Annotated in this window: 24 protein-coding genes; 6 read left to right on the top strand and 18 right to left on the bottom strand. The window is 60.1% G+C overall.

Features of this window, described 5'->3' with window-relative positions; genetic code table 11:
* Positions 1 to 31: 31 nt before the first annotated feature.
* From GH769_RS03670 to GH769_RS03655, 4 genes are all read right to left on the bottom strand, one after another.
* Positions 32 to 1,249, bottom strand: coding sequence for an SAM-dependent methyltransferase (locus tag GH769_RS03670; RefSeq protein ID WP_032903206.1), 1,218 nt, complete (start codon positions 1,247 to 1,249; stop codon positions 32 to 34).
* A gap of 207 nt (positions 1,250 to 1,456) precedes the next feature.
* Entirely contained in the window at positions 1,457 to 2,074 is a 618-nt protein-coding gene (locus GH769_RS03665) for a TPM domain-containing protein (RefSeq protein WP_032903207.1), read from the bottom strand.
* A gap of 31 nt (positions 2,075 to 2,105) precedes the next feature.
* On the bottom strand, positions 2,106 to 2,834 hold the full coding sequence (locus tag GH769_RS29270; RefSeq protein WP_032903209.1) for a YgcG family protein: 729 nt from the start codon (positions 2,832 to 2,834) through the stop codon (positions 2,106 to 2,108).
* An 18-nt stretch (positions 2,835 to 2,852) separates the two neighbouring features.
* Complete coding sequence (locus tag GH769_RS03655; RefSeq protein WP_014717327.1) at positions 2,853 to 3,464, bottom strand: LemA family protein; 612 nt, start codon at positions 3,462 to 3,464, stop codon at positions 2,853 to 2,855.
* A gap of 241 nt (positions 3,465 to 3,705) precedes the next feature.
* Here GH769_RS03655 and bglX point away from each other — a divergent pair, with 241 nt between their 5' ends.
* On the top strand, positions 3,706 to 5,997 hold the full coding sequence (gene bglX, locus GH769_RS03650; RefSeq protein ID WP_032903211.1) for a beta-glucosidase BglX: 2,292 nt from the start codon (positions 3,706 to 3,708) through the stop codon (positions 5,995 to 5,997).
* Positions 5,998 to 6,142: 145 nt separating this feature from the next.
* On the opposite strand, the gene GH769_RS03645 is transcribed toward bglX, so the two are convergent.
* The 8 genes from GH769_RS03645 to GH769_RS03610 form a co-directional block, all read right to left on the bottom strand.
* Positions 6,143 to 7,300: a phosphatidylserine/phosphatidylglycerophosphate/cardiolipin synthase family protein gene (locus GH769_RS03645; protein WP_003189367.1), complete on the bottom strand. Its 1,158-nt coding sequence runs from the start codon at positions 7,298 to 7,300 to the stop codon at positions 6,143 to 6,145.
* A gap of 1 nt (position 7,301) precedes the next feature.
* Positions 7,302 to 7,883, bottom strand: coding sequence for a YceI family protein (locus tag GH769_RS03640; RefSeq protein ID WP_003189365.1), 582 nt, complete (start codon positions 7,881 to 7,883; stop codon positions 7,302 to 7,304).
* 210 nt (positions 7,884 to 8,093) lie between these two features.
* A complete protein-coding gene (locus GH769_RS03635) occupies positions 8,094 to 8,852 on the bottom strand; it encodes a helix-turn-helix domain-containing protein (protein ID WP_014717323.1) in 759 nt (252 codons plus the stop codon).
* A 64-nt stretch (positions 8,853 to 8,916) separates the two neighbouring features.
* Positions 8,917 to 10,359 carry an amidase gene (locus tag GH769_RS03630; protein ID WP_032903213.1) on the bottom strand — a complete coding sequence of 481 codons (1,443 nt, stop codon included), beginning with the start codon at positions 10,357 to 10,359 and terminating at the stop codon, positions 8,917 to 8,919.
* On the bottom strand, positions 10,356 to 11,666 hold the full coding sequence (locus tag GH769_RS03625) for a citrate-proton symporter (protein ID WP_014717321.1): 1,311 nt from the start codon (positions 11,664 to 11,666) through the stop codon (positions 10,356 to 10,358). The genes GH769_RS03630 and GH769_RS03625 overlap by 4 nt, the downstream gene beginning before the upstream one ends.
* Positions 11,667 to 11,724: 58 nt before the next feature.
* Positions 11,725 to 12,900, bottom strand: a complete 1,176-nt coding sequence (locus GH769_RS03620; RefSeq protein ID WP_032903215.1) for a M20 aminoacylase family protein — start codon at positions 12,898 to 12,900, stop codon at positions 11,725 to 11,727.
* Positions 12,901 to 13,158: 258 nt separating this feature from the next.
* Positions 13,159 to 13,473, bottom strand: a complete 315-nt coding sequence (locus tag GH769_RS03615) for a hypothetical protein (protein WP_032903216.1) — start codon at positions 13,471 to 13,473, stop codon at positions 13,159 to 13,161.
* Positions 13,470 to 14,543: a serine hydrolase gene (locus tag GH769_RS03610; RefSeq protein ID WP_032903217.1), complete on the bottom strand. Its 1,074-nt coding sequence runs from the start codon at positions 14,541 to 14,543 to the stop codon at positions 13,470 to 13,472. The genes GH769_RS03615 and GH769_RS03610 overlap by 4 nt, the downstream gene beginning before the upstream one ends.
* Positions 14,544 to 14,727: 184 nt before the next feature.
* On the opposite strand from GH769_RS03610, the gene olsB reads away from it, so the two are divergent.
* Complete coding sequence (gene olsB, locus GH769_RS03605; protein ID WP_003189352.1) at positions 14,728 to 15,483, top strand: L-ornithine N(alpha)-acyltransferase; 756 nt, start codon at positions 14,728 to 14,730, stop codon at positions 15,481 to 15,483.
* The gene (locus GH769_RS03600; RefSeq protein WP_014717317.1) at positions 15,483 to 16,274 is read left to right on the top strand and encodes a 1-acyl-sn-glycerol-3-phosphate acyltransferase; all 792 of its coding nucleotides are present in this window, start codon (positions 15,483 to 15,485) and stop codon (positions 16,272 to 16,274) included. The genes olsB and GH769_RS03600 overlap by 1 nt, the downstream gene beginning before the upstream one ends.
* 58 nt (positions 16,275 to 16,332) lie before the next feature.
* On the opposite strand, the gene GH769_RS03595 is transcribed toward GH769_RS03600, so the two are convergent.
* Positions 16,333 to 16,911 (bottom strand): ACP phosphodiesterase, encoded by a 579-nt coding sequence (locus tag GH769_RS03595; protein ID WP_014717316.1) that lies wholly within the window; start codon positions 16,909 to 16,911, stop codon positions 16,333 to 16,335.
* A gap of 155 nt (positions 16,912 to 17,066) precedes the next feature.
* On the opposite strand from GH769_RS03595, the gene GH769_RS03590 reads away from it, so the two are divergent.
* From GH769_RS03590 to GH769_RS03580, 3 genes are read left to right on the top strand one after another with little or no spacing between them, the layout of a single operon-like run.
* Complete coding sequence (locus GH769_RS03590; RefSeq protein ID WP_003189349.1) at positions 17,067 to 17,378, top strand: helix-turn-helix transcriptional regulator; 312 nt, start codon at positions 17,067 to 17,069, stop codon at positions 17,376 to 17,378.
* 17 nt (positions 17,379 to 17,395) lie between these two features.
* Positions 17,396 to 18,562 carry an MFS transporter gene (locus tag GH769_RS03585; RefSeq protein WP_014717315.1) on the top strand — a complete coding sequence of 389 codons (1,167 nt, stop codon included), beginning with the start codon at positions 17,396 to 17,398 and terminating at the stop codon, positions 18,560 to 18,562.
* Between the two features lie 28 nt (positions 18,563 to 18,590).
* Complete coding sequence (locus tag GH769_RS03580; RefSeq protein ID WP_014717314.1) at positions 18,591 to 19,646, top strand: alkene reductase; 1,056 nt, start codon at positions 18,591 to 18,593, stop codon at positions 19,644 to 19,646.
* Positions 19,647 to 19,751: 105 nt separating this feature from the next.
* Here the strand turns inward: GH769_RS03580 and GH769_RS03575 are convergent, their stop codons facing one another.
* The 5 genes from GH769_RS03575 to GH769_RS03555 all read right to left on the bottom strand — a co-directional run bounded on the left by GH769_RS03575 (position 19,752) and on the right by GH769_RS03555 (position 25,006).
* On the bottom strand, positions 19,752 to 20,519 hold the full coding sequence (locus tag GH769_RS03575) for an autoinducer binding domain-containing protein (protein WP_019817822.1): 768 nt from the start codon (positions 20,517 to 20,519) through the stop codon (positions 19,752 to 19,754).
* An 87-nt stretch (positions 20,520 to 20,606) separates the two neighbouring features.
* Entirely contained in the window at positions 20,607 to 21,200 is a 594-nt protein-coding gene (locus GH769_RS03570; protein WP_014717312.1) for an aminodeoxychorismate/anthranilate synthase component II, read from the bottom strand.
* Positions 21,197 to 22,672 (bottom strand): anthranilate synthase component I family protein, encoded by a 1,476-nt coding sequence (locus GH769_RS03565; RefSeq protein ID WP_032903219.1) that lies wholly within the window; start codon positions 22,670 to 22,672, stop codon positions 21,197 to 21,199. Before GH769_RS03565 ends, GH769_RS03570 begins: the two co-directional genes overlap by 4 nt.
* Before the next feature lie 520 nt (positions 22,673 to 23,192).
* Complete coding sequence (locus GH769_RS03560; RefSeq protein ID WP_175570648.1) at positions 23,193 to 24,059, bottom strand: alpha/beta fold hydrolase; 867 nt, start codon at positions 24,057 to 24,059, stop codon at positions 23,193 to 23,195.
* A gap of 62 nt (positions 24,060 to 24,121) precedes the next feature.
* A complete protein-coding gene (locus GH769_RS03555; protein WP_014717309.1) occupies positions 24,122 to 25,006 on the bottom strand; it encodes a DMT family transporter in 885 nt (294 codons plus the stop codon).
* Between the last annotated feature and the right edge of the window lie 2 nt (positions 25,007 to 25,008).

The raw sequence follows: 25,008 nt of genomic DNA, 5'->3' as shown, positions 1-25,008 counted from the left end.
GAGCAAGCTCCCACAGGGAACCGCGCCCATTTCAAGCCAGGTAGCCATCCCCGCGCAGCAGGGTTTCCAGGCAGTGCTCGGTGATGTGATAGAACGCCTTGAGCTCCTGGATTTTTGCCAATAGCTGCGCGTTGTCCACAGGCTCGGCACGTTTGACCGCCAGGATCATCTTGTTCTTGTTGGTGTGTTCCAACGAGATGAACTCGAACACCTTGGTCTCATAGCCACAGGCTTCAAGCAACAATGCACGCAGGCTGTCGGTGACCATTTCTGCCTGCTGGCCCAGATGCAGGCCGTATTGCAGCATCGGTTTGAGCAGCGCCGGGCTCTGGATCTGCAGGCGGATCTGTTTGTGGCAGCACGGCGAACACATGATGATCGACGCACCGGAACGGATGCCGGTGTGGATCGCGTAGTCGGTGGCGATGTCGCAGGCATGCAAGGCAATCATCACGTCCAGCTCACTGGGCGCCACGCTGCGCACATCGCCGCATTTGAACACCAGCCCCGGGTGTTCCAGGCGTGCGGCGGCGCTGTTGCACAGGGTGACCATGTCTTCACGCAACTCGACACCGGTGACCTCGCCCTCGGCCTTGAGGGTATTGCGCAGGTAATCGTGAATGGCGAAGGTCAGGTAGCCCTTGCCCGAGCCGAAATCGGCGACACGCACCGGGCGGTCGAGCTGCAACGGCGACGACGTCAGCGCATGGCTGAACACTTCGATGAACTTGTTGATCTGCTTCCACTTGCGCGACATCGAGGGGATCAGCGCCTGCTTGGCGTCGGTCACGCCCAGGTCGGCGAGGAACGGCCGGCTCAGGTCGAGGAAGCGATTTTTTTCGCGGTTATGCTCAGCCGAAGGCGCCTCGCGCAGTTGCTGCGGTTTACTTTTGAACAGCGAGCTTTTGTTCTTCTTGCTGTATTCCAACTGGGCTTCGTCGGTCAGCGCCAGCAAGTGCGCGTTCTTGAACGAGCTGGGCAACAGCTCGCCGATCGCCGCAACGCCGTCGTCCAAGGGGAAGTTCTTGGTGATATCGCGGGTCTTGTAGCGATAGACGAACGACAGGCATGGCCGGTCCTTGACGACTACCGGCTTGATGATCAGCCGCTGCAACTCGGCTTCCTCACCGACGTACTTGGCCAGCACCAGCTTGATAAAAGCGTTCTGGGCCAAGCTTGCGCTCAACAGTTCGATGAACTGGGCATGATGATCCGGCGCAGGGCGGGCAGGTTGAGCGGTGACGGACATGAACAAAAACGCCTCGGGTAAAGAATGCCGGGCATTTTAGGCGGGATGGGGGTTCAGGGCACGGGGTTATTTGATCAACGGTCAATCAACCCGAATAAGGATGCTGCCTTGTGTGGGAGCTGGCTTGCCTGCGATGCAGGCCACTCGGTTAATCAGGCAAACCGAGGCGATGCCATCGCGGGCAAGCCCGGCTCCCACAGAAAGCAGTTATTCGAGTACGACCAGGCGATTGGGCAGTTCGTTGCGGGTGTGAGTAACGGGCACATGCACCTTGAGCAACTCGCCACAGGCTTCAACGCAGGCGATGAACCCGGCCAGCGTCTGCCCCTGTTTCACCTGCTGGGTAAACGCCTGGACAATAGCGTCCCAATTGCTGTCATCCAGGCGCTTGGAAATCCCCTCATCCACCAGGATCTCCACATAACGCTCAGCCTCGCTGACAAAAATCAGCACCCCGGTGCTGCCCAGCGTGTGGTGCAAGTTCTGCTCCAGAAACTGCCGCCGCGCCAGGTTGGACGCACGCCAGTGGCGTACCGAACGCGGGATCAGCCGAGTAGTGACCTTGGGCAAGCGGAACACCAGGCACAGCACAATGAACGTCGCCCACTGCGCCACCAGCAAGGTGTACATGGTCAGGTAACCCGACAGGTAATGCACCACGCCCGGCACCACCAACGCGATCAAGCTCGCCCACAGCAACGGAATGTAGGCGTAGTCGTCGGCGCGCGCCGCCAGCACGGTGACCAACTCCGCGTCGGTGGTTTTCTCGACCCGGGCGATCGCTTCGGCGACTTGGCGCTGCTCGTGTTCAGTCAGTAATGCCATGGTTGTAAATGCTCTATTCTCGTTATTGTCATTACCAGCTGCCCGAAGCCCCGCCACCGCCAAAACCACCGCCGCCGCCGCGGAAACCACCGCCACCGCCGCCCCCACCACCGCCGCGCCCGCTGCTGTTGAGAATCGCCAGCAGGATGGCGCCCACCGGCAAGCCCATGCGATTGCACAGCCACAGCACGCCGATCAGCAGAATAAACAGGCCGATGGAAAACCCGGGATTATCCATGGCGAAGTTCGCATCCGCCACATGAGCCGGCACCGCCAAGGGCTCACCGCCCACCACCTGGATCATCGCGGCCACGCCGTCGCTGATGCCCTGGCTGAAATTGCCGGCCTTGAACTTGGGCAGGATCACCTGGTTGATGATCACCCAGGATTGCGCATCCGTCAGCACGCCTTCCAGGCCATAGCCGACTTCGATGCGCAATTGGCGGTCATCACGGGAGACGATCAACAGCGCGCCGTTGTCCTTGCCCTTCTGGCCAATGCCCCACTGGCGGCCCAGTTGATAACCGTAATCCTCAATAGGCACGCCTTGCAGGTCGGGCACGGTGACCACCACCAGCTGGTCGCCCGAGGTCCGCTCCAGCGCCTGCAATTGCTGGGTCAGTTGCTCGCGCACCGCCGGGTCGATCATCTGCGCGCTGTCCACCACCCGCCCGGTCAGCGCCGGGAAGCTCAGTGCCGCCTGGGCCACGCCCACGCAGGCCAACAGCCACAGCGCCAGGCCTATCCGTAATAAACGCATCGACACCTCAGTGCAGCCTTATTTGAACTTCACTTGCGGCGCTTTATCGGCATCGGCGCTGGTGGCTTCAAACGTGGCGCGGATCGGCAAATCGCTGTACATCACGCTGTGCCACAGGCGGCCCGGGAAAGTACGGATCTCGGTGTTGTAAGCCTGTACGGCCTGGATAAAGTCACGGCGAGACACAGCGATACGGTTCTCGGTGCCTTCAAGTTGCGATTGCAAGGCCAGGAAGTTCTGGTTGGCCTTCAGGTCCGGGTAACGCTCGGACACCACCATCAAACGGCTGAGTGCGCCGCTCAGGCCATCCTGGGCTTGCTGGAACTGCTTGAGCTTCTCGGGGTTGTCCAGGGTGCTCGCATCCACCTGGATCGAGGTGGCCTTGGCCCGCGCTTCAATCACCGCGGTGAGGGTTTCCTGTTCGTGGGCGGCATACGCCTTCACCGTTTCCACCAGGTTGGGGATCAGGTCGGCACGGCGCTGGTACTGGTTCTGCACCTGGCCCCAGGCGGCCTTGGCCTGTTCGTCCAGGGTCGGGATGTTGTTGATGCCGCAACCGCTCAGCACGCTGCTGATCAGTAACAGCGCCGCAGCCTTGAAGCCCCAGCGATAAGTGTGTGCTGCTTGCATAGTGTTTCTCCTGCCCGATCTGATGGAATTTGACGACTAACCCTATAAACCACGCGCTTGGGGCATAATCCGCCACCACTGGAATGCTTCGAGCCAATCAGCTACAAAGATGCCCAGCGCGAAAAAGAGTTCAGAGTGTGCTGCATTTATCTGAACAACACCCGAACAACAATAGACGTTCCCCACATTTTGGCCGACAGCATCTCTCTGAATGCTGCGCAGTCGCCGAAAAAGGATATTCATGAAAAAGCTGTGTTTGCTCGGCCTTGTTGCCACTCTGGCCAGCCACCCCGTATGGGCAGAAACAAAGCCTGCTGCGCTTAACGACAAGGACGCCTTCGTCAGCGACCTGCTCAAGCAAATGACCCTGGATGAGAAGATCGGCCAATTGCGCCTGATCAGTATCGGCCCGGAAATGCCCCGCGAGCTGATCCGCAAGGAAATCGCCGCCGGCCGCATCGGTGGCACGTTCAACTCCATCACCCGCCCGGAAAACCGTCCAATGCAGGACGCGGCCATGCGCAGCCGCTTGAAGATCCCGATGTTCTTCGCCTATGACGTGATCCACGGCCACCGCACCATTTTCCCGATCAGCCTGGCCCTGGCTTCCAGCTGGGACATGGACGCCATTGGCCGCTCCGGGCGCATCGCCGCCCAGGAAGCCGCCGCCGACAGCCTCGACATCACGTTTGCGCCGATGGTCGATATCTCCCGCGACCCGCGCTGGGGCCGCACTTCAGAAGGTTTCGGTGAAGACACCTACCTGGTGTCACGTATTGCCGAAGTCATGGTCAAGGCGTTCCAGGGCACCAGCCCCGCGAATGCCGACAGCCTCATGGCCAGCGTCAAGCACTTTGCCCTCTATGGCGCGGTGGAAGGCGGGCGCGACTACAACGTGGTCGACATGAGCCCGGTCAAGATGTACCAGGACTACCTGCCGCCCTACCACGCGGCGATCAAAGCCGGCTCCGGCGGCGTGATGGTGGCGCTCAACTCGATCAACGGCGTGCCCGCCACGGCCAACACCTGGCTGATGAACGACCTGCTGCGCAAGGACTGGGGCTTCAAGGGCCTGACCGTCAGCGACCACGGCGCGATCTTCGAGCTGATCAAGCACGGCGTGGCTAAAGACGGGCGTGAAGCCGCCAAGCTGGCGATCAAGGCCGGCATCGACATGAGCATGAACGACTCGCTGTACGGCAAGGAATTGCCGGGGCTGCTCAAGTCCGGCGAGATCCTGCAGAGCGACATCGACAACGCCGTGCGCGAAGTGCTCGGTGCCAAGTACGACATGGGCCTGTTCAAGGACCCATACCTGCGCATCGGCAAGGCCGAGGATGACCCGGTCGACACCTACGCCGACAGCCGCCTGCACCGCGCCGAGGCCCGCGACATTGCGCGCCGCAGCCTGGTGTTGCTCAAGAACCACAACGACACCCTGCCGCTGAAAAAATCCGCGACCATTGCCCTGGTCGGCCCGCTGGCCAAGGCACCCATCGACATGATGGGCAGTTGGGCTGCTGCCGGCCGGCCTGCGCAGTCGGTGACCCTGCTCGACGGCATGAACGCCGTGATCGGCGAAAAAGGCAAAGTGATCTATGCCCGTGGCGCCAACATCACCAGCGACAAAGCGGTGCTCGACTACCTCAACTTCCTCAACTTCGATGCCCCGGAAGTGGTGGATGACCCGCGCCCTGCCCAGGTGCTGATTGATGAAGCGGTGAAGGCGGCGAACGACGCCGACGTCATCGTTGCGGCGGTGGGCGAGTCCCGTGGCATGTCCCACGAATCGTCGAGCCGTACCGACCTGAACATCCCGCAAAGCCAGCGCGACTTGATCAAGGCCCTCAAAGCCACCGGCAAACCGCTGGTGCTGGTGTTGATGAACGGCCGTCCGCTGTCGATTCTTGAAGAGAACCAACAGGCCGATGCGATCCTGGAAACCTGGTTCGCAGGTACCGAAGGCGGCAACGCCATTGCCGACGTGCTGTTCGGCGACTACAACCCGTCGGGCAAACTGCCGATCACCTTCCCTCGCTCCGTTGGGCAGATTCCGACCTACTACAACCACCTGACCATCGGCCGGCCATTCACCCCAGGCAAGCCGGGCAACTACACCTCGCAGTACTTCGATGACACCACCGGCCCCCTGTTTCCGTTTGGCTATGGCCTGAGCTACACCACGTTCAGCCTGTCGGACATGGCACTGTCGTCCACCACCCTGAACAAGACCGGCAAGCTCGACGCCAGCGTCACCGTGAAGAACACAGGCAAGGTAGACGGCGAAACCGTTGTGCAGTTGTATATCCAGGACGTGGCCGGCTCGATGATCCGCCCGATCAAGGAGCTGAAGAACTTCCAGAAGGTCATGCTCAAGGCCGGCGAAGCACGCACGCTGCACTTCACCCTCACCGAGGACGACCTGAAGTTCTACAACAGCCAGCTCAAGTACGCGGCCGAACCGGGTGAGTTCAATGTGCAGATCGGGTTGGACTCCCAGGACGTGCAGCAACAAACCTTCGAACTGCTCTGATCTGAAGCTGTCAACACGGTCGCTGTGGGAGCTGGCTTTTGTGGGAGCTGGCTTGCCTGCGATACAGGCACCTCGGTTTGTCAGGTGTACCGAGGTGATGCTATCGCAGGCAAGCCAGCTCCCACAGTTGATTGAGTTGGCCCGACTAGCCGCGCCGATCCAGCAGGTTGACCACCAACCGATCAATCCAGCCCCACACCCGCTGCTTTACCCGCCGCCACAATGGCCGCGCCTTCCATGCCTCCAGACTCACCGCCTGGCTCTGGGCAAAGTCCGCTTCGAAACTGCCCACCACCGCCGCCGTCAATCCCGGGTCCAGCGCTTCAAGATTGGCTTCCAGGTTAAAACGCAAATTCCAGTGGTCGAAATTGCACGAGCCAATGCTCACCCAATCGTCCACCAGCACCATCTTCAGGTGCAGGAAGCACGGCTGGTATTCAAAGATCTGCACGCCTGAACGCAGCAGGCGCGGGTAATAACGGTGCCCGGCGTAACGCACCGACGGGTGATCAGTGCGCGGCCCGGTGAGCAACAGTCGCACGTCCACGCCGCGCCCAGCCGCCCGGCGCAAGGCACGGCGCACGCTCCAGGTAGGCAGGAAGTACGGGGTCGCCAGCCAGATACGCGATTTGCTGCTGTTCAAGGCGCGAATCAACGATTGCAGAATGTCACGGTGCTGACGCGCATCGGCATACGCCACGCGACCCAGCCCCGGCCCGGTGGCGGGCACCTTGGGTAAGCGGGGCAAACCAAAATGGGTCGCCGGTTTCCATTCACGGCGCGCGGCGTTAGCGTGCCATTGCCGATCGAACAGGGCCTGCCAGTCCAGCACCAGCGGGCCGCTGATCTGCACCATCACTTCATGCCAGTCGGCGGTGTCTTGCCCCGGCGTCCAGAACTCGTCGGTGACACCGGTGCCGCCGACCACCGCAATGCGCTGGTCGATCAGCAGCAGCTTGCGATGGTCGCGATACAGGTTGCGCATCCAGCGCCGCCAATTCAGGCGGTTGTAAAAGCGCAGCGTCACGCCTGCGTCGGTCAAGCGCTTGCGCAGCCCCAGGGTAAACGCCAGGCTGCCGTAATCGTCAAACAGGCAACGCACCTGCACGCCGCGTTCGGCAGCCAGCACCAGTGCCTGCACCATGGCCTCGGCGCAGGCACCGGCTTCGACCAGGTACAACTCAAGGTCAACCTGCTGCTCAGCCCGGGCGATGCCCACCAGCATCTGCGGGAAGAAATTCGGCCCGTCGATCAGCAATTCGAACTGATTGGCGCTGCGCCACGGGAACACCGCGCCGCTCATGTCAGCGCGCCGTGAAGATCAGCACCGCACCCACCGGCACCGACAAACTGATCGACTTGAGCCCCGCCGCCTTGCGCAAGGTAGCCACACCGGGCGCCAGGTCGAAATCTTCGGCATGCAGCACCACGGGCTCCAGGGTTACCACCTGGAAACGCCGCTCATCCAGGCGCGTGGCCAGCAGTTCGGCGCTGTAGGTCTGGGTCTTGCCGTGCAGCGTGACGCTCAAGGGCAGGCGCAATTCCAACTGCGCGCCGGATGCCAGGTCATTGATGGGCTGCAGATTGATTTGCGCGCTGATCTGCGCTTCGGGGAAGGTCTTGATCTCGAACAGCTCTTTACGCATGCGCTCGTCGCGCAGCGGGATGCCGCTGTTGATCGAGTCCAGCTCCACTTCCAGCCGAGCCGCACCTTTGGCGTCGACCTTGCCATGCAATACCAGGAAGCGCTGGACTTCAGCCACTTCGGTGTTTTTAGTGGTGACGAAGGACAGGCGTGAGGATTCGTTATCCAGGTACCAGTCGGCGTGGGCGGGCACGGCAGCACAGGTCAGCAGCGCGAAGACCAGAGGTTTGACATTGAACATAAAGACTCATGGGGCAAAAAACCTGGGCGAACCTTAAGCGCAATCTCACAACCGGCGCAAATTCAAATGTGGGAGCTGGCTTGCTGTGGCGAGGGAGCTTGCTCCCGTTCGACAGCGCAGCTGGAGCCGGCTCTTTGGGGGCGCTACGCACCCCAGCGGGAGCAAGCTCCCTCGCCACAAAGCCAGCTCCCACAGGGTTTTGCGGTGTTTTTAATCCAGCGTTCGCTGCACTTCGCACACCGCCTGTTCAAGGCTGCCCATATGCAAATTCAACACCCGCTCCACCGGCGCCTGATGCATTGGCCAATGCAGCGCCATGCTCCCCACCAGGCGGCCATTGGCGCGCACCGGCAGCGCGACCGCCCGGATCAGGAACGGCAAACGCACAGGATATTCCCAATAGCCCTCGGTACGCTGGCCAAAGCCCTGGTGCTGGGTTTGCTCGCATGCGCGATAGTGCTCGTCTGCCGCCACATGATTACGGCCTGCCAGGCGATGTACTTCTTCGGCCGGCAATTGCGTCAAGCAGGCTTTGCCCATCGCGGAATGGAACAGGCTGGCATACTGCCCGACGATCTGGCAGTTGTTCGGGTACAGCTTGCGCAACACACTGGGAATCGCACTCTCCATGACCTCCAGGCGCTCACCATCGAAGCACGACAAATCCACCACCAGCCCGGTGCGCTCGCTGAGCTCCAATAACCAGGGGGCGGCGCTCTCCACCACCTGGCGCTTGAAGCGTTGCTGGGTATCGCCGAACAAGCGCCGGGCACGCAGGCGGTAACGTCGATCACTCAGGCCCCGATAGACCCAACCCTGTTCCTGCAAGGTCAGCAACATGCGCGACACCGTGGCCTTGGGCAGGCGCGTGAGGTAGTGCAACTCTTCCAGCCCCAGGGCCTGGTGCTCGCCCAGCAACTCGACAATTGCCAGTGCGCGTTCAACCGAGCGTACGGTGCCTGTCTCCATGTTCGATCTCCCTGTTGCCGGTGGACGATCTTTTTTCACAGCAAGATACAGGCCCGGTCAGCGCTCAACGGGTCGTTGCAAGGCACGCCGGTGGCCGGCATTGTACCCATTGGGTCAGTTGTTCATGGGCGTAGGCCAATTGCAGCACGGCCCTGTCGGCCTGGGCCGGGCCAATGATTTGCAGGCCCATGGACAAGCCCTGGGGGTTGAAGCCCACCGGAATGCTCATGCTCGGCAAACCGGCGAGGGTCGGGCCGATCACCACCTCCATCCAACGGTGATAAGTGTCCATTTCACGCCCGCCGACGAGGCGTGGCCAAGGCTGTTGTGCATCGAAAGGGAACACCTGGGCGGTGGGCAACAGCAGGAAATCGTAACGTTCGAACAGCTTGCCCAAGGCGCGGTACCACTCACTGCGGTCCACCGACGCCTGGTAAACCTGCTGAGCACTCAAGCCCTGGCCGCCCTCCACTTCCCATTGCGCTTCGGGTTTGAGCAGTGCGCGTTTTTGCGGGTTGGCATAGGCCGCGCCGAGGTTGCCGTGCACCAGCCAGTGGCGGTGTACCAACCAGCAGCGCCACAGGCGCGCCATGGAAAAGTCCGGTTGGCAGCTGTGCACTTCACAGCCCAACCTGGCGAAATCATCCAACGCCGCCTCGCACAGGCTCATCACGCCATCGTCCATCGGCAGATAACCGTTGTAGTCCCCCAGCCAACCGAGGCGTGCGCCGTTGAAGTCGCGTTGCAACGGCTGGCCCAGCACCGCCGGATCGGCCTGGGATGACAGCGGCGTGCGGGGGTCGTAACCGGCCTGGATGCTCAGCAACCGAGCCACATCCGTCACGCTGCGCCCCATCGGGCCTTCGGTGCCCAGTTGCTGCACGAACAACTCCGGCATCGGCCCGTGGGGCACCCGTCCTTGGGAGGGGCGCAAGCCGAAAACGTTGTTGAACGCCGCCGGGTTGCGCAGCGAGCCCATCATGTCGCTGCCGTCGGCCACCGGCAGCATGCGTAGCGCCAGGGCCACCGCCGCTCCGCCACTGCTGCCGCCGGCCGCCAGGCGCGGGTCATAGGCGTTGCCGGTGGTACCGAACAGCGTGTTGTAGGTGTGGGAACCCAGGCCGAACTCCGGCACGTTGGTCTTGCCGATGATGATCGCGCCACTGGCCCGCACCCGCGCCACGCTGATGGCGTCCTCGCCCGGCACATGCTCGGCGAACAGCGGTGAGCCCAGGGTGGTGCGCAAGCCCCGGGTGGCCGCCAGGTCCTTGATGGCCTGGGGCATGCCATGCATCCAGCCACGGGAGTGGCCCTGGTCCAACTCACGATCGCAGGCCCTCGCCTCGGCCAGCACGGCCTCGCTGTCGCGCAACGACACCAGCGCATTCACGCCAGGGTTAAAGCGCTGAATCTGTGCCAGGTACGCCTGCATCACCTCTTCGCACGACACCTGCCGCCCATGAATGGCCCGCGACAGTTCAGTGGCATCCCAATCAACAATACTCAAGGCTTCACCTCTCTAGAAAACGGCAGCGGTTTGCTCGCCCGGGGTGCCTCGCGCATGCAGTAAGTGCCCAGCAGCGTCAGCACGCACGCAAACAATACATAAAACGAGGGCGCCACCGGCGTGCCCAGTACCTTGCTCAGCCAGGTCACGATCAACGGCGCGAAACCACCGAACACCATCACCGCCACGTTATAGGCCACCGACACACCGGTCGAGCGCACCTCGATAGGGAACTGCTCGGCCAATGCCGTCGGCGCTGGCCCGAAGAACCCGCCAATCGCCGTGCACAACATCACCTGCATCACCAGCAGGCGCTCGATAGACGGCGCGGCGGCCACCCACACATACAACGGGTAGACCATCACGAAGAACGCCAAGGTGAAGGCCATCAACACCGGCCGCCGTCCCCATCGATCCGAGAGCAGGCCGGACAACGGAATCACCACAGTCATCAGCGCTACCGCAAACATCTGCACCATCAGCACCTGGTCCAGCGGCAGGCCAAGGTTCTTGTGAGCGAAGGTCGGCATGTTCACCAGCACCACATAAAACGACACCGTCGCGCCGCAGGCCAGCCCCATCGACACCAGAATACTGCGCCGATGCTCACGCAGCACTTGCATGAGGCTCGGCGCAGGGCCAGTGGCTTGCTTGCGCGCTTCGATGAACTCTTCCGGGTCTTCCATGTGCCGACGAATCCACAACCCCACCGGGCCGATCAGCAAGCCCAGCACAAACGGCAGGCGCCAGCCCCACAAGTCGAGGGTTTCGGGCGAAAAGAAATGCGTGACCAGCGCCACCATCGCTGCCCCACCGAACACCGCCAGGCATTGCCCCACCAGTTGCCAGGAGCCATACAATCCCTTGCGATGGGCCGGTGCACTTTCCACCAGAAATGCCGTGGCACTCGCGTACTCACCGCCGGTAGCAAACCCCTGCAGCATCCGCGCCACCACAATCAGCAACGGCGCGCCCATGCCGATGGCAGCATAGTTCGGCGCGAAGGCGATCAGCGCGATGGACACGGTCATCAACCGGATAATCAACTGCATCGCCGCCTTGCGGCCTTTGCGGTCGGCGTAGATGCCCAAGAGGATGCCGCCCACCGGGCGCATGAAAAAGCCCACGCCGAAGGTGGCCAGGGCCATCAGCAGCGAGGCGTATTCGTCCTCCGAGGGGAAGAACTGCCGGGCGATGATACTGGCGAGAAAGCCGTAGACGATGAAGTCATACCATTCCAACGCGTTGCCAATCACCGCCGCCACCACTTGGCGGGTGCGCGAAACACCAGGTTTTGCAGTCTGCATGAGGAACACTCCGTTCAACCGGTCAGGGAAAGGGTCCAGCGGCAGAAAAAAGAGGTCATCAGGCCGGCTTGAGCCAGCTCTCGGCCAGCGCGCCCCAGTAGGCTGCGCCGGTCAGCAGGATGTCGTCGTTGAAGTCATAGGCGGGGTTGTGCACCATCGGCCGCGACACGCCGTTGCCGATAAACAGATAACTGCCTGGGCAGCGTTGCAGCATCCAGGCGAAGTCTTCGCTGCCCATCAGCGTGCGGGTGTTGCCATCCACAGCGTCGGCACCGAGCAAGGCCACACCGACCTGGCGGGCGAATTCGGTTTCTTCGGCGTGGTTGACCAGCACCGGGTAGGCCGGGCGGTGTTCGACCTGCACGGTGCAGCCGAAGCTGGCGGCCTGGGTCTGGATGATCGCGTTGACCCGTTCCAGCATTTGTTCACGCACCTTGGGGTTGAGTGCGCGCAGGCTCAGGCGCAATAACGCTTGCTGGGGAATCACGTTGGCCGCCTGGCCGGCCTGCAAGGCGCCGACGGTGACCACGGCGGCTTCCTGGGTATCGATATTGCGCGCCACCACCGTTTGCAGAGCCATGACCATGCTGGCTGCCGCCACCAGTGGATCGATAGTGAGGTGTGGCATGGAGCCGTGGCCACCGACACCTTCGAGGATCACGGTAAGCAAATCCTGGGACGCCATCATCGGGCCAACTCTCAAGCCCAGATGCCCCGCCGGCAAACCCGGCATATTGTGCATGCCGAACAACCCGTCGCAAGGAAAGCGCTCCAGCAAACCGTCCGCCAACATCGCCTCGGCACCGCCCTGGCCTTCTTCGGCGGGTTGGAAAATCAGGTTCAAAGTGCCGTCCAATTGCCGCGTCGCCGCCAAGTAACGCGCGGCACCGAGCAACATGGTGGTGTGGCCGTCATGGCCGCAGGCGTGCATGCAGCCAGCATGCTGGCTGGTATAGACCGCGCCGGTATTTTCGATGATGGGCAAGGCGTCCATGTCGGCGCGAATCCCCAACGTGCGCGAGCTGTTGCCGTTACGCAGCACGCCGACCACACCGGTCTTGCCGATGCCGGTATGCACCTCATACCCCCACTCCCGCAATGACTGCGCGACCAGTGCAGAGGTACGGTTCTCTTCAAAGCCAAGCTCAGGATGAGCGTGGATATCGTGACGCACAGCGTGCAAGTCGCTGGCAACGTCACTGAGCCAATCCAGGATGTGCTGGTGCGGGCGCATGGTGATTCTCCTCACAGGCGGGTGGTCCCGTTCTTGTTGGCGACACATCGACAGCTAAGCGCGATGTGCGCGTGAGGACAATCAAAGGTGGTTCCACTCTGTGGAACCTCAGGGCCGGTTCTTTTTCTGAGAACCCACGCAGATAATCTAAATGTGGGAGCTGGCTTGCCTGCGATGACGGCGGCACAGGCACCCGTGATGTTGACTGACCTGGCGCTATCGCAGGCAAGCCAGCTCCCACAGGGGAATTTGGGTGTGTCAGGGGTTGAGGCGGCAGCCTTGACGGTCGCCCAACCACCGCGCCGTCTGCGTACGCCCTAAACCGCTTGCCGTGACTTCACTGCGTTCCGGCGAGTCAGTGAACGCACTGGTTGGCACGTACTGCTTCACATACCCCAGGCAATACTGCGCAGGGTTGTTGGCCACATACCGGCACGAGCAATACTCCTTGGCGGTGTACGCCGCGATGATGTCGGGGAAGGCTTGCAGGTTGACGCGCTCGTGCCAAACCCAGCCCAAGAGTGAGATAAACAACACCAGTAAAACGCTGATGAACGGATGACGACGCATCATGAGCGCACCGCCGCCAGCACTCGTTTGAGCAGTTCGTTATGCCGGTAACTACCATCCCGATCATCGCCGTAACGCACGATCACCAGGTGTTCATCGGGCAGCACAAACAGCGCCTGGCCCCAGTGCCCCAGCGCGGCAAAGGTGGCGGCCGGTGCGTCGGGCCAGGGTTGGGGGGCGCCGGTGTTGAGCCACCACTGGCCGCCCGGCACGGCTTCATCCTGGCCGGCTTTGTAGCGATCGAAGGGCCGGCGGTTGAAGGCGACCCAGTCCTTGGGCAGCAGTTGTCGCTCGCCCCAGCGCCCATCCCGCGCCATCAGTAGCCCTACTCGTGCCAGATCGCGGGCTGTGAGATAGGCATAGGACGACGCGACAAACGTTTCATCCGCATCGGTTTCCCAGGTTGCGTCGCGAATGCCCAGGGGCTGGAACAGCGCGTCCCACGGGTAGGTCATGTAGGCCTTGTGGCCGAGCATGCCCTTGAGCGCGGCGGACAGGATATTGCTGTCGCCACTGGAATAACGGAAAGCCTGGCCAGGGGCGGCGACCGCATCGGTATCCGCTGCGAATTGCGCCATGTCGGTGTGGCCACGGGTGTAGAGCATCGCCACCACCGAAGATTTCAACGGGGCGTATTCGTAGTCTTCCTGCCAATCCAACCCCGAGGCCCAGTGCAGTAGGTCGGCCATGCTCACTTTGGGATGCTGCTTCATCGGCGGGTAGAAACGTGCAGCGGGGTCGCTGAGTTTGAAGCGGCCTTGCCCATAGGCCACGCCCAGCACGGTAGCCATCAGGCTTTTGCTGACGGACCAGGTGAGGTGCGGCGTGCTGGCAGTGGTGGGCGCGGCGTAGCGTTCATAAATGATTTGGCCGTCACGAATGACCAGCAACGCATCGGTGCGAATACCGGTGCGGGTGACATCGTCGCGGGGTGGGAAAGCGTAGGCGTCCAGGGCATCGACAGCGGGACCGGCGAGGGCTGTGCCCAGGGCCCACTCGTTATCAGGCCAGATTTCAGCGCGGGCATTAAGGGTGACAAACAGCAGGGCAACGCACAACAGGCCTCGGACCATGGACGCAAACTCAAGGGGGCATTCAAGCCCGCGAGCCTAGCTCACGCCAGTGACAGATTTGCGACAAGGGGGCTGTCATCCAACCGTCACCGTAACTTCATGGAGCTGACACCGAGGCTACATAGCCTGACTTTGGACAACAAAGTCGACTGGCCGCAACCTGGCCGGCACCCGGAGACTCGCTATGACTCAGATCGCCCGCATCAGCGACAAAGGCAATGAACGCCGTCTGCAAGCCGAACGCCTGGTAGGCGCACAGGCATTGCAGGAAGCCCAGGCCCTGCGGTTCAACGTGTTCAGCGGCGAGTTCAACGCCAAGCTGAAAGGCGCGGAACTGGGTCTGGACATGGATGACTATGATGTTCACTGCAGCCATATCGGCGTGCGGGATTTGAACAGCGGTCGACTCGTCGCTACTACCCGTCTGCTCGACCACCAGGCCGCCAGCACCCTGGGCCGGTTCTACAGCGAAGAAGAATTCAGCCTGCATGGCCTGCTGCACTTGCAGGGCCCGATTCTGGAGATTGGCCGCACCTGCGTCGACCCGGCCTATCGCAATGGCGGCACCATCGCGGTGTTGTGGGGCGAGTTGGCCGAGGTACTCAACCAGGGTGGCTACAGCTACCTGATGGGCTGCGCAAGCATCCCGATGCACGATGGCGGCATCCAGGCCCACGCGATCATGCAGCGCTTGCGCGAGCGCTACCTGTGCAACGAACACCTGCGCGCCGAACCGAAAAAACCGCTGCCGGCCCTGGACTTGCCGTCCAACGTCATCGCCGAAATGCCGCCGCTGCTCAAGGCCTACATGCGCCTGGGCGCGAAGATCTGCGGCGAGCCGTGCTGGGATGAAGACTTCCAGGTAGCCGACGTGTTTATCCTGCTCAAGCGCGACGAGTTGTGCCCGCGTTACGCGCGCCACTTCAAGGCGGCCATGTGATGAACCGCCTGCGCATTTACGGGCGCATCGCCCGCGTGCTGTTGGTGGTGGGGCTGGGGTTGAGCATGGCCAGTGTGTTCGGCCTGTTCGAGCGCCTGGGGGTGGCTAACTCGATGGTGCGGCGCCAGCGTTGGTCGCGCTTCTTCATGGCACGGCTGACCAACGCCCTGCCCTTTCGCGTGACGGTGCATGGCGAGTTGCCGCAAACGCCGATGCTGTGGGTGAGCAATCATGTGTCCTGGACGGATATCCCGTTGCTGGGCATGGTGGCGCCGATGTCGTTTTTGTCCAAGGCCGAAGTACGTACCTGGCCGGTGGCGGGCTGGCTGGCGGCCAAGGCTGGCAGCCTGTTTATTCGTCGCGGTTCAGGTGACAGCCAACTGATTCGCAAGCAGATGACCCGTCATCTGGAACAACAGCACCCCTTGCTGATGTTCCCCGAAGGCACCACCACCGACGGTCGCGGCCTGCGCACGTTCCACGGGCGCTTGCTGGCCAGCGCGATCGATGCGGATGTGTCGCTGCAGCCGGTGGCGATTCGGTATCTGCGCGACGGCCAGGTCGACCCGCTGGCGCCCTTTATTGGCGATGATGATTTGCTCTCGCACCTGATGCGCTTGTTTTCCAATGACCAGGGCGATGTAGAGATTCATGTGCTCAAGCCGATTGCCTGCACTGGGCAGGAACGTGCGGCGTTGGCGTATCAGGCGCAGCAAGCGGTGCAGAAGGCGTTGTTTGGGCCAGTGCCGGAAGCAGAGCAAGTGGCTGCTCGACCTGCATTCGCAGCCTGAAGCAATGTGAACACAATCCAAATGTGGGAGCCGGCAAGCCAGCTCCCACATTCAGCTCTCATGTAGTCAGTTGAGATTGCGCAAATTTCTGCAACTCTGGGTAGAACAGTCGAAAGTCCTCACTCAGGGGCTCATATAAAACCCGCAACTCCTGCATCGCATATCCTAACTCCTCAGGCTGCGTCAGCCGCCGCGAAATCCCGCGCAGCACCTGGTCCATCACCGCAAACTCGCGGTACGAGCCCAACCAATCATCCGCGGCCATATACGGCGCAATCTGCGCCAGCCGCCCCGGTAACGCGGGTTCAGCCGCCAACACCTGATACACCTGGGACGTGAAACGCTCCAGAGGCTGGTCGGCATACAGCGCCCAATCCCGCGCCAGGCAATGGTCAAAAAACACATCGAGGACGATCCCGGCATAGCGCCGGCGGGTCAGACTGAAGCGCGACAAGGCCTCGCCCACCAGCGGATGGCTATCGGTAAAGCGGTCGATGGAGCGATGCAACTGGATCGCCGCTTCGATTTGCGGGCTGAACTGGCCCTGCAGGCGGCCTTTGACGAAGTCGCCATAAAGGCTACCCAGCAATTGCGCAGGAAGTTGGCCGCCCAGGTGCAGATGTGCGAGATAATTCATGCCGCGCAGTCTACCACTGCCACCAACATATCGTTATAACCCGATATACCGATTCGACCTGGCCTCAGATCAAAATCATATTGGTATATCGGGATATTACGATCTAAAGTTCGCCTTATCGCGATATAACGCTTTACGACACCGAGCACCCTGCCATGTCCATCGACCTCGACGAAATAATAAAAGCCCTGGCGCACCCAGTACGACGAGACATCCTCACCTGGCTCAAAGACCCGAAAGTGCAGTTCCCCGAGCAATTGCACAACCACGAATACGGCATCTGCGCCGGGCAGATCGACCAGCGCTGCGGCTTGTCCCAGTCGACGGTGTCGGCCCACCTGGCCACCTTGCAACGTGCGGGTCTGATCAGCAGCCAGAAGGCTGGACAGTGGCACTTTTTCAAGCGCAATGAGGAAGTGATCCAAGCCTTTCTGACTGCGCTCATTACCGAACTCAGCGCACCGTAATCACCAAGGACACGTACATGCCCCTCTCGCTACTCATACTGGCCCTGAGCGCCTTCGCCATCGGCACCACCGAGTTCGTCATCATGGGCTTGCTGCCCGATGTGGCGGCAGACCTGGGTGTGTCAATTCCCGGCGCCGGCTGGCTGGTCACCGGTTACGCCTTGGGCGTGGCCATCGGCGCACCGTTCATGGCACTGGCCACCGCCAGGCTGCCACGCAAGGCGGCGCTGGTAGCGTTGATGGGTATTTTCATTATCGGCAACCTGCTCTGCGCCCTGGCAAGCGACTACAACGTGCTGATGTTTGCCCGTGTGGTCACGGCGTTGTGCCACGGAGCCTTCTTCGGAATTGGTTCGGTGGTGGCGGCAAACCTGGTGCCGGCCAACAAACGTGCGTCGGCGGTGGCGCTGATGTTCACCGGGTTGACCCTGGCCAACGTGCTGGGCGTGCCCCTGGGTACGGCGCTGGGCCAGGAAGCCGGCTGGCGCTCGACCTTCTGGGCCGTGACCGTGATTGGCGTGATCGCCTTGATCGGCCTTATTCGCTTCCTGCCCGCCAAGCGTGACGAAGAAAAACTCGACATGCGTGCCGAACTGGCCGCCCTCAAGGGCGCCGGTATCTGGTTGTCACTGAGCATGACTGCGCTGTTTGCCGCGTCCATGTTTACCCTCTTTACCTACGTCGCGCCGCTGCTGGGCGATGTCACTGGCGTGTCGCCCAAAGGCGTGACCTGGACCCTGCTGCTGATCGGCCTGGGCCTCACCGTGGGCAACATCATCGGCGGCAAACTGGCGGACAAGCGCCTGGCGGCCACCTTGATCGGCGTGTTCATCAGCATGGCGGTGGTTTGCACGGTGCTGAGCTGGACCAGCGTTGCGGTGATACCGACTGAAATCACCCTGTTCCTGTGGGCCACCGCTTCGTTCGCCGCCGTGCCGGCGCTGCAAATCAACGTGGTGACCTTCGGCAAGGCCGCGCCGAACCTGGTGTCCACCCTGAACATCGGGGCCTTCAACATTGGCAACGCCCTCGGCGCCTGGGTCGGTGGCAGCGTGATTGCCCACGGTTTCGGCCTGACCCGCGTGCCACTGGCCGCCGCGGCGCTGGCCATCCTCGCGCTGCTGGTGACCCTGATCACTTTCCGTCAGGGCGCCAATGCCGACCTGGCCCCCGCGACCCACTGATCAACTTGAAAGAGAAGGTGTTTTTCCCATGACGACTATTTTCGATCCGATCACACTGGGCGACCTGCAACTGTCGAACCGCATCATCATGGCGCCGCTGACCCGCTGCCGCGCGGATGCCGGCCGCGTGCCCAATGCGCTGATGGCCGAGTACTACGTGCAACGCGCCTCCGCCGGGCTGATCCTCAGCGAAGCCACTTCCGTGACACCGATGGGCGTGGGCTACCCGGACACCCCCGGCATCTGGTCCAACGACCAGGTGCGCGGCTGGGCCAACATCACCAAGGCCGTGCATGGCGCGGGCGGCAAGATCTTCCTGCAGTTGTGGCATGTGGGCCGCATCTCCCACGCGTCCTACCTGAACGGCGAAACCCCGGTGGCTCCGAGTGCGGTTCAGGCTAAAGGCCACGTCAGCCTGGTTCGCCCATTGGCCGACTACCCGACCCCGCGCGCCCTGGAAACCGCTGAAATCGCCGACATCGTCGACGCTTACCGCACCGGCGCCGAGAACGCCAAGGCCGCAGGCTTCGACGGCGTGGAAATCCACGGCGCCAACGGCTACCTGCTCGACCAGTTCCTGCAAAGCAGCACCAACCAGCGCACCGACCAGTACGGCGGCTCTTTGGAAAACCGTGCGCGCCTGTTGCTGGAAGTCACCGACGCCGCCATCGAAGTCTGGGGCGCCGGCCGCGTGGGCGTGCACCTGGCACCGCGTGCTGACGCGCATGACATGGGCGACGACAACCTCGCCGAGACCTTCACCTACGTCGCCAGCGAACTGGGCAAGCGCGGTATCGCCTTTATCTGCTCCCGTGAAAAAGAAGGCGCAGACAGCCTTGGCCCGCAGCTGAAAAAAGCCTTCGGCGGCGCGTACATCGCCAACGAACGTTTCACCAAAGACAGCGCCAATGCCTGGCTGGCGGCGGGCAAGGCGGATGCAGTGGCCTTCGGTATTCCTTTCATCGCCAACCCGGACCTGCCGGCGCGACTGAAGGCTGATGCGCCGTTGAACGAGCCGCATCCGGAGACCTTCTACGGTAAAGGCCCGGTGGGTTATATCGACTACCCGACGCTGGCACTCTGATCGACTGGAACAAAAAACCCCGGCTTGCGACAGCCGGGGCTTTTTATGGACGGCGAGAAACGCTTGGCATGATTTGAAATGACCGGCCTCTTCTTGAATCATTTTCTATAGAGAGATCAGTCCCTGCGCCAACGCCACGCCGACGGCTTGCCGCCGGCTGAAAGAGCCCAACTTTCGACTCGCATTTGCAATGTGAAAATTGATGGTTCTCTCTGAACATCCCAAGATGCAGCTCATTTCCCAAGTCGTTTTGCCCACACCAGACCATTTCAGCACTTCTGACTCCCTTAATGTCAGATTGCAGAGTTGCTCACCCACTGCGTTCAAATGTTTTTGGGAGCCCTCCAGAAGGAAGGGAATCAGCATGAATAGCTTGCCTAACGGACCATTCAGGTCATCGCCAAGATCGTCGGTAAAGCTCACGCATTGAGCGACGTTGAGCGATCCGGCCATTTCGTTAAAACGCAGGGGAATACTGACACCCTGCAAAAGCCCATACCCCTCGCGCTCCGTCCAGAACTGATGGGACCGACCTCGTGCTTGTCTGCGTGCCAGCCCCCAGAAAAGAGGCGCGAAGTGATGGCGGCAATGCCTGATTATCGGGTCCACCTGAATGAAGTTCTCCTCCTTGTATCGCCTGAGCCAGTCAGAAGGATAAGTCGTCATGATCCTGTTAAAGGGGTCACTGGTGGTTGAAGGGCCCAAGCTCAGCAAATAGCTTTGATAGCCAATACGACGCAGCACCTTGCGCAGATGGCGTTCCCAATCTCGTCGGTGCAAGTCGGTGGCCAGCACGGAAAAGTCATCCAATACTTCTTTGAAATTAACCCTCAGGAGTACGTCTTCTTTTTTATACCTAAATAAGTCATCCACGATGAATCCCTGCCACTCATAGAAGCTTTTTTGATACAACTTGGTTAAAAAAACGGGCCGCTGAACAAGCGACCCGTTGCGCGCCGCTTACAATCCTGCTTGGAGACAGTGTTGGTCTATAAAGCTCTTGAATATTCCAAGGCCGTCCTCCGTCAATATACTTTCGGGGTGAAACTGGACTCCCTCTATCGGATAGTCAGCGTGCCGCACGCCCATGATGTATCCATCATCGGTCGAGGTGGACGTTACTGCCAGTTCACCGGGTAGCCCCTCGTTATCAATAATCAGCGAGTGGTAACGAGTCGCCTTGATCGAACGCCCCCCTGTATGGGCGTAGACACCTAGCCCATCGTTATCGATGGCGCTGATCTTGCCATGCATGACATGCGAGGCTCGGATGACCGCCCCGCCAAACGCCAGACCGATGGCTTGATGCCCCAAACAGACGCCCAATATCGGCAGGCGCCCTTTAAAGTTTTGGATGACTTCAATGTACCCCGCGTCCTGCGGGTGCCCAGGCCCTGGGCCCAAGACACAAAAGTCTGGCGCATACGCTTCGATACGTTCGATCAAATTTGGAACATCATTGCGCTCCACATGGGTTTCCAGTCCAAGCTGTTCAAGATACTGGCTGATAATGAAAACAAAACTGTCATAGGCATCAATCAAGAAAACTTTCATTGCAGCATCTCCTTGCCGGTAACCGCACGATAGACAGAACCCATTTTGTAGAAGGTTTCGGTCCACTCTTTATCCGGAACCGAGTCGGCCACCACGCCTGCCGACGCACGCAGGTAATAAGTACCTTCTTTATGAACCGCTGAGCGAATGCATAAAGCCGTATTGATGCTGCCGTCGAATCCGATCAAACCGACTGCTCCGGCATATATTCCACGACGGTTATTTTCCATGCTTTCGATAATCTGCATCGCACGTATTTTTGGCGCACCGGTCATGGTTCCCGCGGGGAAAGAAGCCTTGATCACGTCGAAGGCATCGAAGCCTTTTCGCAACAAGCCACGCACGTTGGAGACCATGTGATAGAGGTGCGAGTACTCTTCGACCAACATCAATTCATCGACTTCAAGTGAACCTGGCTGGCAGACACGACCGATGTCATTCCTGCACAAATCCACCAGCATCAAATGTTCAGCCCGTTCTTTTTCAGAGCGTGTCATGCTTAAAATCAGCTCGCTCGACGGTATGCCAGGGGTTTTGCCCACGGTGCCGGCGATGGGCCTCATCTCAATCAGATCGTCCTTGATGCGAACAAATAGCTCGGGGCTTGCGCCAATCAGGTCAACGCCCCCCAGGTTGGCCAAATACATGTAAGGAGACGGGTTGTTCTTGCGCAACGCACGGTACACATCAAAAGGTTTGACCGGCGTATCCACCTGCACCTCATGACCCAATTGGATCTGATAAATATCACCTTGGCGAATGTGCTCCAGCGCCTTGTCGACCCAGCCAAGGAATTGCTCTTTTTGCACCGTATCGCGCGCGACCGTGACCGACGGGTAAATAATCGGAGAGTCATCAGCCGGGATACCCTTGGCATCTGCCAGTAGCGCAACGTAGTCATCGGTACTACGGGATTTCCAGAGGGAACTGTTGTTGACCATGAGGTCCACTGTTCCATTGGAATGGAAGTAAACCAGCGTCTGAAATACGGTCAAGGCAATAATCGGATAATCATTGGTTTGCTCGGTCAAGTGGGGAATTTCCTCGACAAACCGAACGCAGTCATAAGAGAGGTAGCCAAAAAAAGCGAGGCTGGGGTGAGTCTGACGCTGAACCTCAAAGGGTGTTTGTAACGCACGCAGCAAATTCCATACCGCATCGTTCGAACGAATGTTTATACGGCCATGGTCATCCAGAACTATTTCCTGAGCAGACAATGCACTTCTTAAATAACTGAACAGTTGCTCATTGGCTTCGAGTTTTGCATACCCCTCATAAATTTTTACCGCCAATAGAGGTTCTAGTCCGATAATTGTTGCCTTGCGATCCCGGCTGGGGCCGGACAGCGATTCGAGAATGAAGACTTTGTCGGCACCGAGTACTTTTGCCGCCGCTTCATAGACAACAAGCGGGTCGCACTTCAAACTTTCGGTATGTAGTTTAACGCTCACGGGTGTGGTTATCCCACGCATGACATAACTCCTTTTTATTGATAACAGGCTCACACAGCAGAATCGAACGCACAGAGCGATTACTTAAACTGCCTGGCAGTTCAACCAGTTAATTATTGATGTGAAGGACTCATCAGCCACACGCGCACTCGGGCCCGCAAAAGCACCTACTCAAAAAAGAGACAGAACTTCAGCGCACCATTCGCCTATTACGATTTTCCCGGGACCAGCCACGAAAAATCGAATAATAGCGCTCGGCTATTAATGAGTTACCAATTAGGGGTGTTTGACTGAAACAGGCAGCAAGACACCGGCGGTTGCTGGATTAGCGACGCCAGATATTGCTTTTGAAAACCGAAAGATGGGCAGTGTTGGACCCGGAGGACGATCCGAGGGAGCTCTTCAGCACTGATAGTCGGTAGTACATTTAAGACTTCCTGTGTCTTGAGGGCATTGCAGGAGTGATTCCTGAATACCCGTTGGATACTACTCATAGGTTCAATAGGGGTCAACCTCAATTACCCACGGTTTACAGGTGCTCTCACACTGAGTCAGGCAACGCTTGAGTCCCTGCGAGAAACCACTGAATAGCCTGCAGGGTTTGCTCGGCACACTCCAGGTAGGGTACATGCCCCGCATCTTCGATAACGCAAATACTGGCCTGTGGCAAAAGCCGGTGGACCTCATGCAGGCACGAAACATCAAAGACCCGATCATTGCGCCCCCACACCACCAACGTCTTGGCTTGAACGTCCGCCAATCGCGATTGAAGCGGGTACAGTCCGGCGTCCTTGAAGTCCCTTAGTATTTTTCCGATTTTCTCATAGCGCTGCGCCCCCTTGTTGGCCAGCGCCCTCGCCAGAAAGGCTGGTACCCTCGGCGGCCGGGTGAATATCATCTCCCACAGGGCCTGCATTTCGTCAACGCAGCGATAGCCAAAAGGGTGTCTGCCCGACTCCAGAAACTGATTCATCGCCGCACTGAGCCGTGTCGAAGATAACCCCGCAGGTGCCAGCGCGATTACACCGCAAACTTCTGCCGGATAAGTGGCAGCATAAAGACAGGCAATGCAGCCGCCCATAGAGCTGCCTATCAACACCAGCTCCGGGAAGGCATGCGCCTCGAAAAACGCCCTTAATCGGACCACCTGAGCCGTAGGGTCATAGCTTTGCAAGCCGTCGAAAGACGACTCGCCTTCTCCAGGAAGATCAAGGAAAACGCAGTTACAGGTCTCAACCAACGAGTAAAGCTTAGGGCCCCACTGGTCCTTGCTGGCTCCCAGGCCATGAAGGAACACCAAGGTAGGGCCGGTCTTGACCCTGCTCGATTGCAAGTAGGCGACTTCATAACCTTGCCCCTTCCACCGCCGGACCTTAAGCCTGTAGCGGAACCGGTTTTGCTTACGCATGGCGAGCAATACCCACTGACCTGGCCAATTCATCGAACATTACCTCTCAACGGGTTCGCCAATCATTCGACAGGAGCATCTCCGGCGCGGACTTGCCGTGCCGGTAGCCGGACCTGGCACAGTGCAACGCCTGCCAAAACCGCAACACCACCGACGACCAAGCTCAGCGAAACACCTTCCTGCAGAAGTACCTGGCTGACCGCCACTGCAAATACTGGCACCAATAGAAGGAACGGCGTAAGGCGCTGAACCGGGTGCCGCCCCAAAAGCCAATACCACAGGCCAAACCCAATCAGCCCGCCACTGACAGCGGTATACAGGACGGCAGCCCATGCTTTCGGGCTGGCAGTCAGCACCGAACCCCATGCATCCCCCTCCACCGCGGCGGAGACCATCAGTAACTCCGGTGCGGCAATCAATGCTGTCCACGCGCTGATCGCCACAGGATTGAAAGGTCCCCAGCGCTTGGTAAGGACAGTGCCCACCGCAAAAACAAACGCCGCAACAATCACCAGCAACACCCCCGACAACGCACCGCCGCGGCCAACCCCCCCTACCACCGTCAGCACTCCAATCAATGCGATGACAATCCCGACTACCACCTGCAAACCAATTCGCTCCTTCAAGACGGCGAAAGCCAACAGCAACGTGAAAGGTGTGGCCAGTTGGTACGCAACAGCAGAAGTGGAGGCATCCACCCGCGAGATGCCACAGTATAAAAGCCCGAAATGCAGAGCTCCCACCAGCGAGGCGATCCAGAACACAGGAAGGAGCTCACGGCGTTTAGGAATCCCGCAAAACGGCACCAATACAATCGCCATCAAGGCAAAGCGCATGGCAACCATGAGAATTGGCGGAAGTTCCTGCCCCCCAACTTTAACTGCTGTCACTTGGGCGCCCCATAAAAAAGCGACCAGGACAGCTATCAACGAATCGCGAATAGGCATTA

This window comes from Pseudomonas sp. CFSAN084952 (assembly GCF_009648855.1).
Classification (GTDB): domain Bacteria; phylum Pseudomonadota; class Gammaproteobacteria; order Pseudomonadales; family Pseudomonadaceae; genus Aquipseudomonas; species Aquipseudomonas paracarnis.
The sequence above is the reverse complement of the archived record's forward strand: the minus strand, read 5'-3'. Positions and strand labels throughout refer to the sequence as shown.

What these genes read in the sequence shown, in the direction of transcription:
- GH769_RS03560 (WP_175570648.1), bottom strand. Translation starts at nt 24,059, where the DNA reads ATGCGTAAGCAAAACCGGTTCCGCTACAGGCTTAAGGTCCGGCGGTGG.
- GH769_RS03620 (WP_032903215.1), bottom strand. Translation starts at nt 12,900, where the DNA reads ATGCGCCCGCACCAGCACATCCTGGATTGGCTCAGTGACGTTGCCAGC.
- GH769_RS03615 (WP_032903216.1), bottom strand. Translation starts at nt 13,473, where the DNA reads ATGATGCGTCGTCATCCGTTCATCAGCGTTTTACTGGTGTTGTTTATC.
- GH769_RS03570 (WP_014717312.1), bottom strand. Translation starts at nt 21,200, where the DNA reads ATGAAAGTTTTCTTGATTGATGCCTATGACAGTTTTGTTTTCATTATC.
- GH769_RS03655 (WP_014717327.1), bottom strand. Translation starts at nt 3,464, where the DNA reads ATGCAAGCAGCACACACTTATCGCTGGGGCTTCAAGGCTGCGGCGCTG.
- GH769_RS03625 (WP_014717321.1), bottom strand. Translation starts at nt 11,666, where the DNA reads ATGCAGACTGCAAAACCTGGTGTTTCGCGCACCCGCCAAGTGGTGGCG.
- GH769_RS03665 (WP_032903207.1), bottom strand. Translation starts at nt 2,074, where the DNA reads ATGGCATTACTGACTGAACACGAGCAGCGCCAAGTCGCCGAAGCGATC.
- olsB (WP_003189352.1), top strand. Translation starts at nt 14,728, where the DNA reads ATGACTCAGATCGCCCGCATCAGCGACAAAGGCAATGAACGCCGTCTG.
- GH769_RS03565 (WP_032903219.1), bottom strand. Translation starts at nt 22,672, where the DNA reads ATGCGTGGGATAACCACACCCGTGAGCGTTAAACTACATACCGAAAGT.
- GH769_RS03645 (WP_003189367.1), bottom strand. Translation starts at nt 7,300, where the DNA reads ATGAGCGGCGCGGTGTTCCCGTGGCGCAGCGCCAATCAGTTCGAATTG.
- GH769_RS03580 (WP_014717314.1), top strand. Translation starts at nt 18,591, where the DNA reads ATGACGACTATTTTCGATCCGATCACACTGGGCGACCTGCAACTGTCG.
- GH769_RS03555 (WP_014717309.1), bottom strand. Translation starts at nt 25,006, where the DNA reads ATGCCTATTCGCGATTCGTTGATAGCTGTCCTGGTCGCTTTTTTATGG.
- GH769_RS03670 (WP_032903206.1), bottom strand. Translation starts at nt 1,249, where the DNA reads ATGTCCGTCACCGCTCAACCTGCCCGCCCTGCGCCGGATCATCATGCC.
- GH769_RS03585 (WP_014717315.1), top strand. Translation starts at nt 17,396, where the DNA reads ATGCCCCTCTCGCTACTCATACTGGCCCTGAGCGCCTTCGCCATCGGC.
- GH769_RS29270 (WP_032903209.1), bottom strand. Translation starts at nt 2,834, where the DNA reads ATGCGTTTATTACGGATAGGCCTGGCGCTGTGGCTGTTGGCCTGCGTG.
- GH769_RS03635 (WP_014717323.1), bottom strand. Translation starts at nt 8,852, where the DNA reads ATGGAGACAGGCACCGTACGCTCGGTTGAACGCGCACTGGCAATTGTC.
- GH769_RS03640 (WP_003189365.1), bottom strand. Translation starts at nt 7,883, where the DNA reads ATGTTCAATGTCAAACCTCTGGTCTTCGCGCTGCTGACCTGTGCTGCC.
- GH769_RS03610 (WP_032903217.1), bottom strand. Translation starts at nt 14,543, where the DNA reads ATGGTCCGAGGCCTGTTGTGCGTTGCCCTGCTGTTTGTCACCCTTAAT.
- bglX (WP_032903211.1), top strand. Translation starts at nt 3,706, where the DNA reads ATGAAAAAGCTGTGTTTGCTCGGCCTTGTTGCCACTCTGGCCAGCCAC.
- GH769_RS03600 (WP_014717317.1), top strand. Translation starts at nt 15,483, where the DNA reads ATGAACCGCCTGCGCATTTACGGGCGCATCGCCCGCGTGCTGTTGGTG.
- GH769_RS03595 (WP_014717316.1), bottom strand. Translation starts at nt 16,911, where the DNA reads ATGAATTATCTCGCACATCTGCACCTGGGCGGCCAACTTCCTGCGCAA.
- GH769_RS03590 (WP_003189349.1), top strand. Translation starts at nt 17,067, where the DNA reads ATGTCCATCGACCTCGACGAAATAATAAAAGCCCTGGCGCACCCAGTA.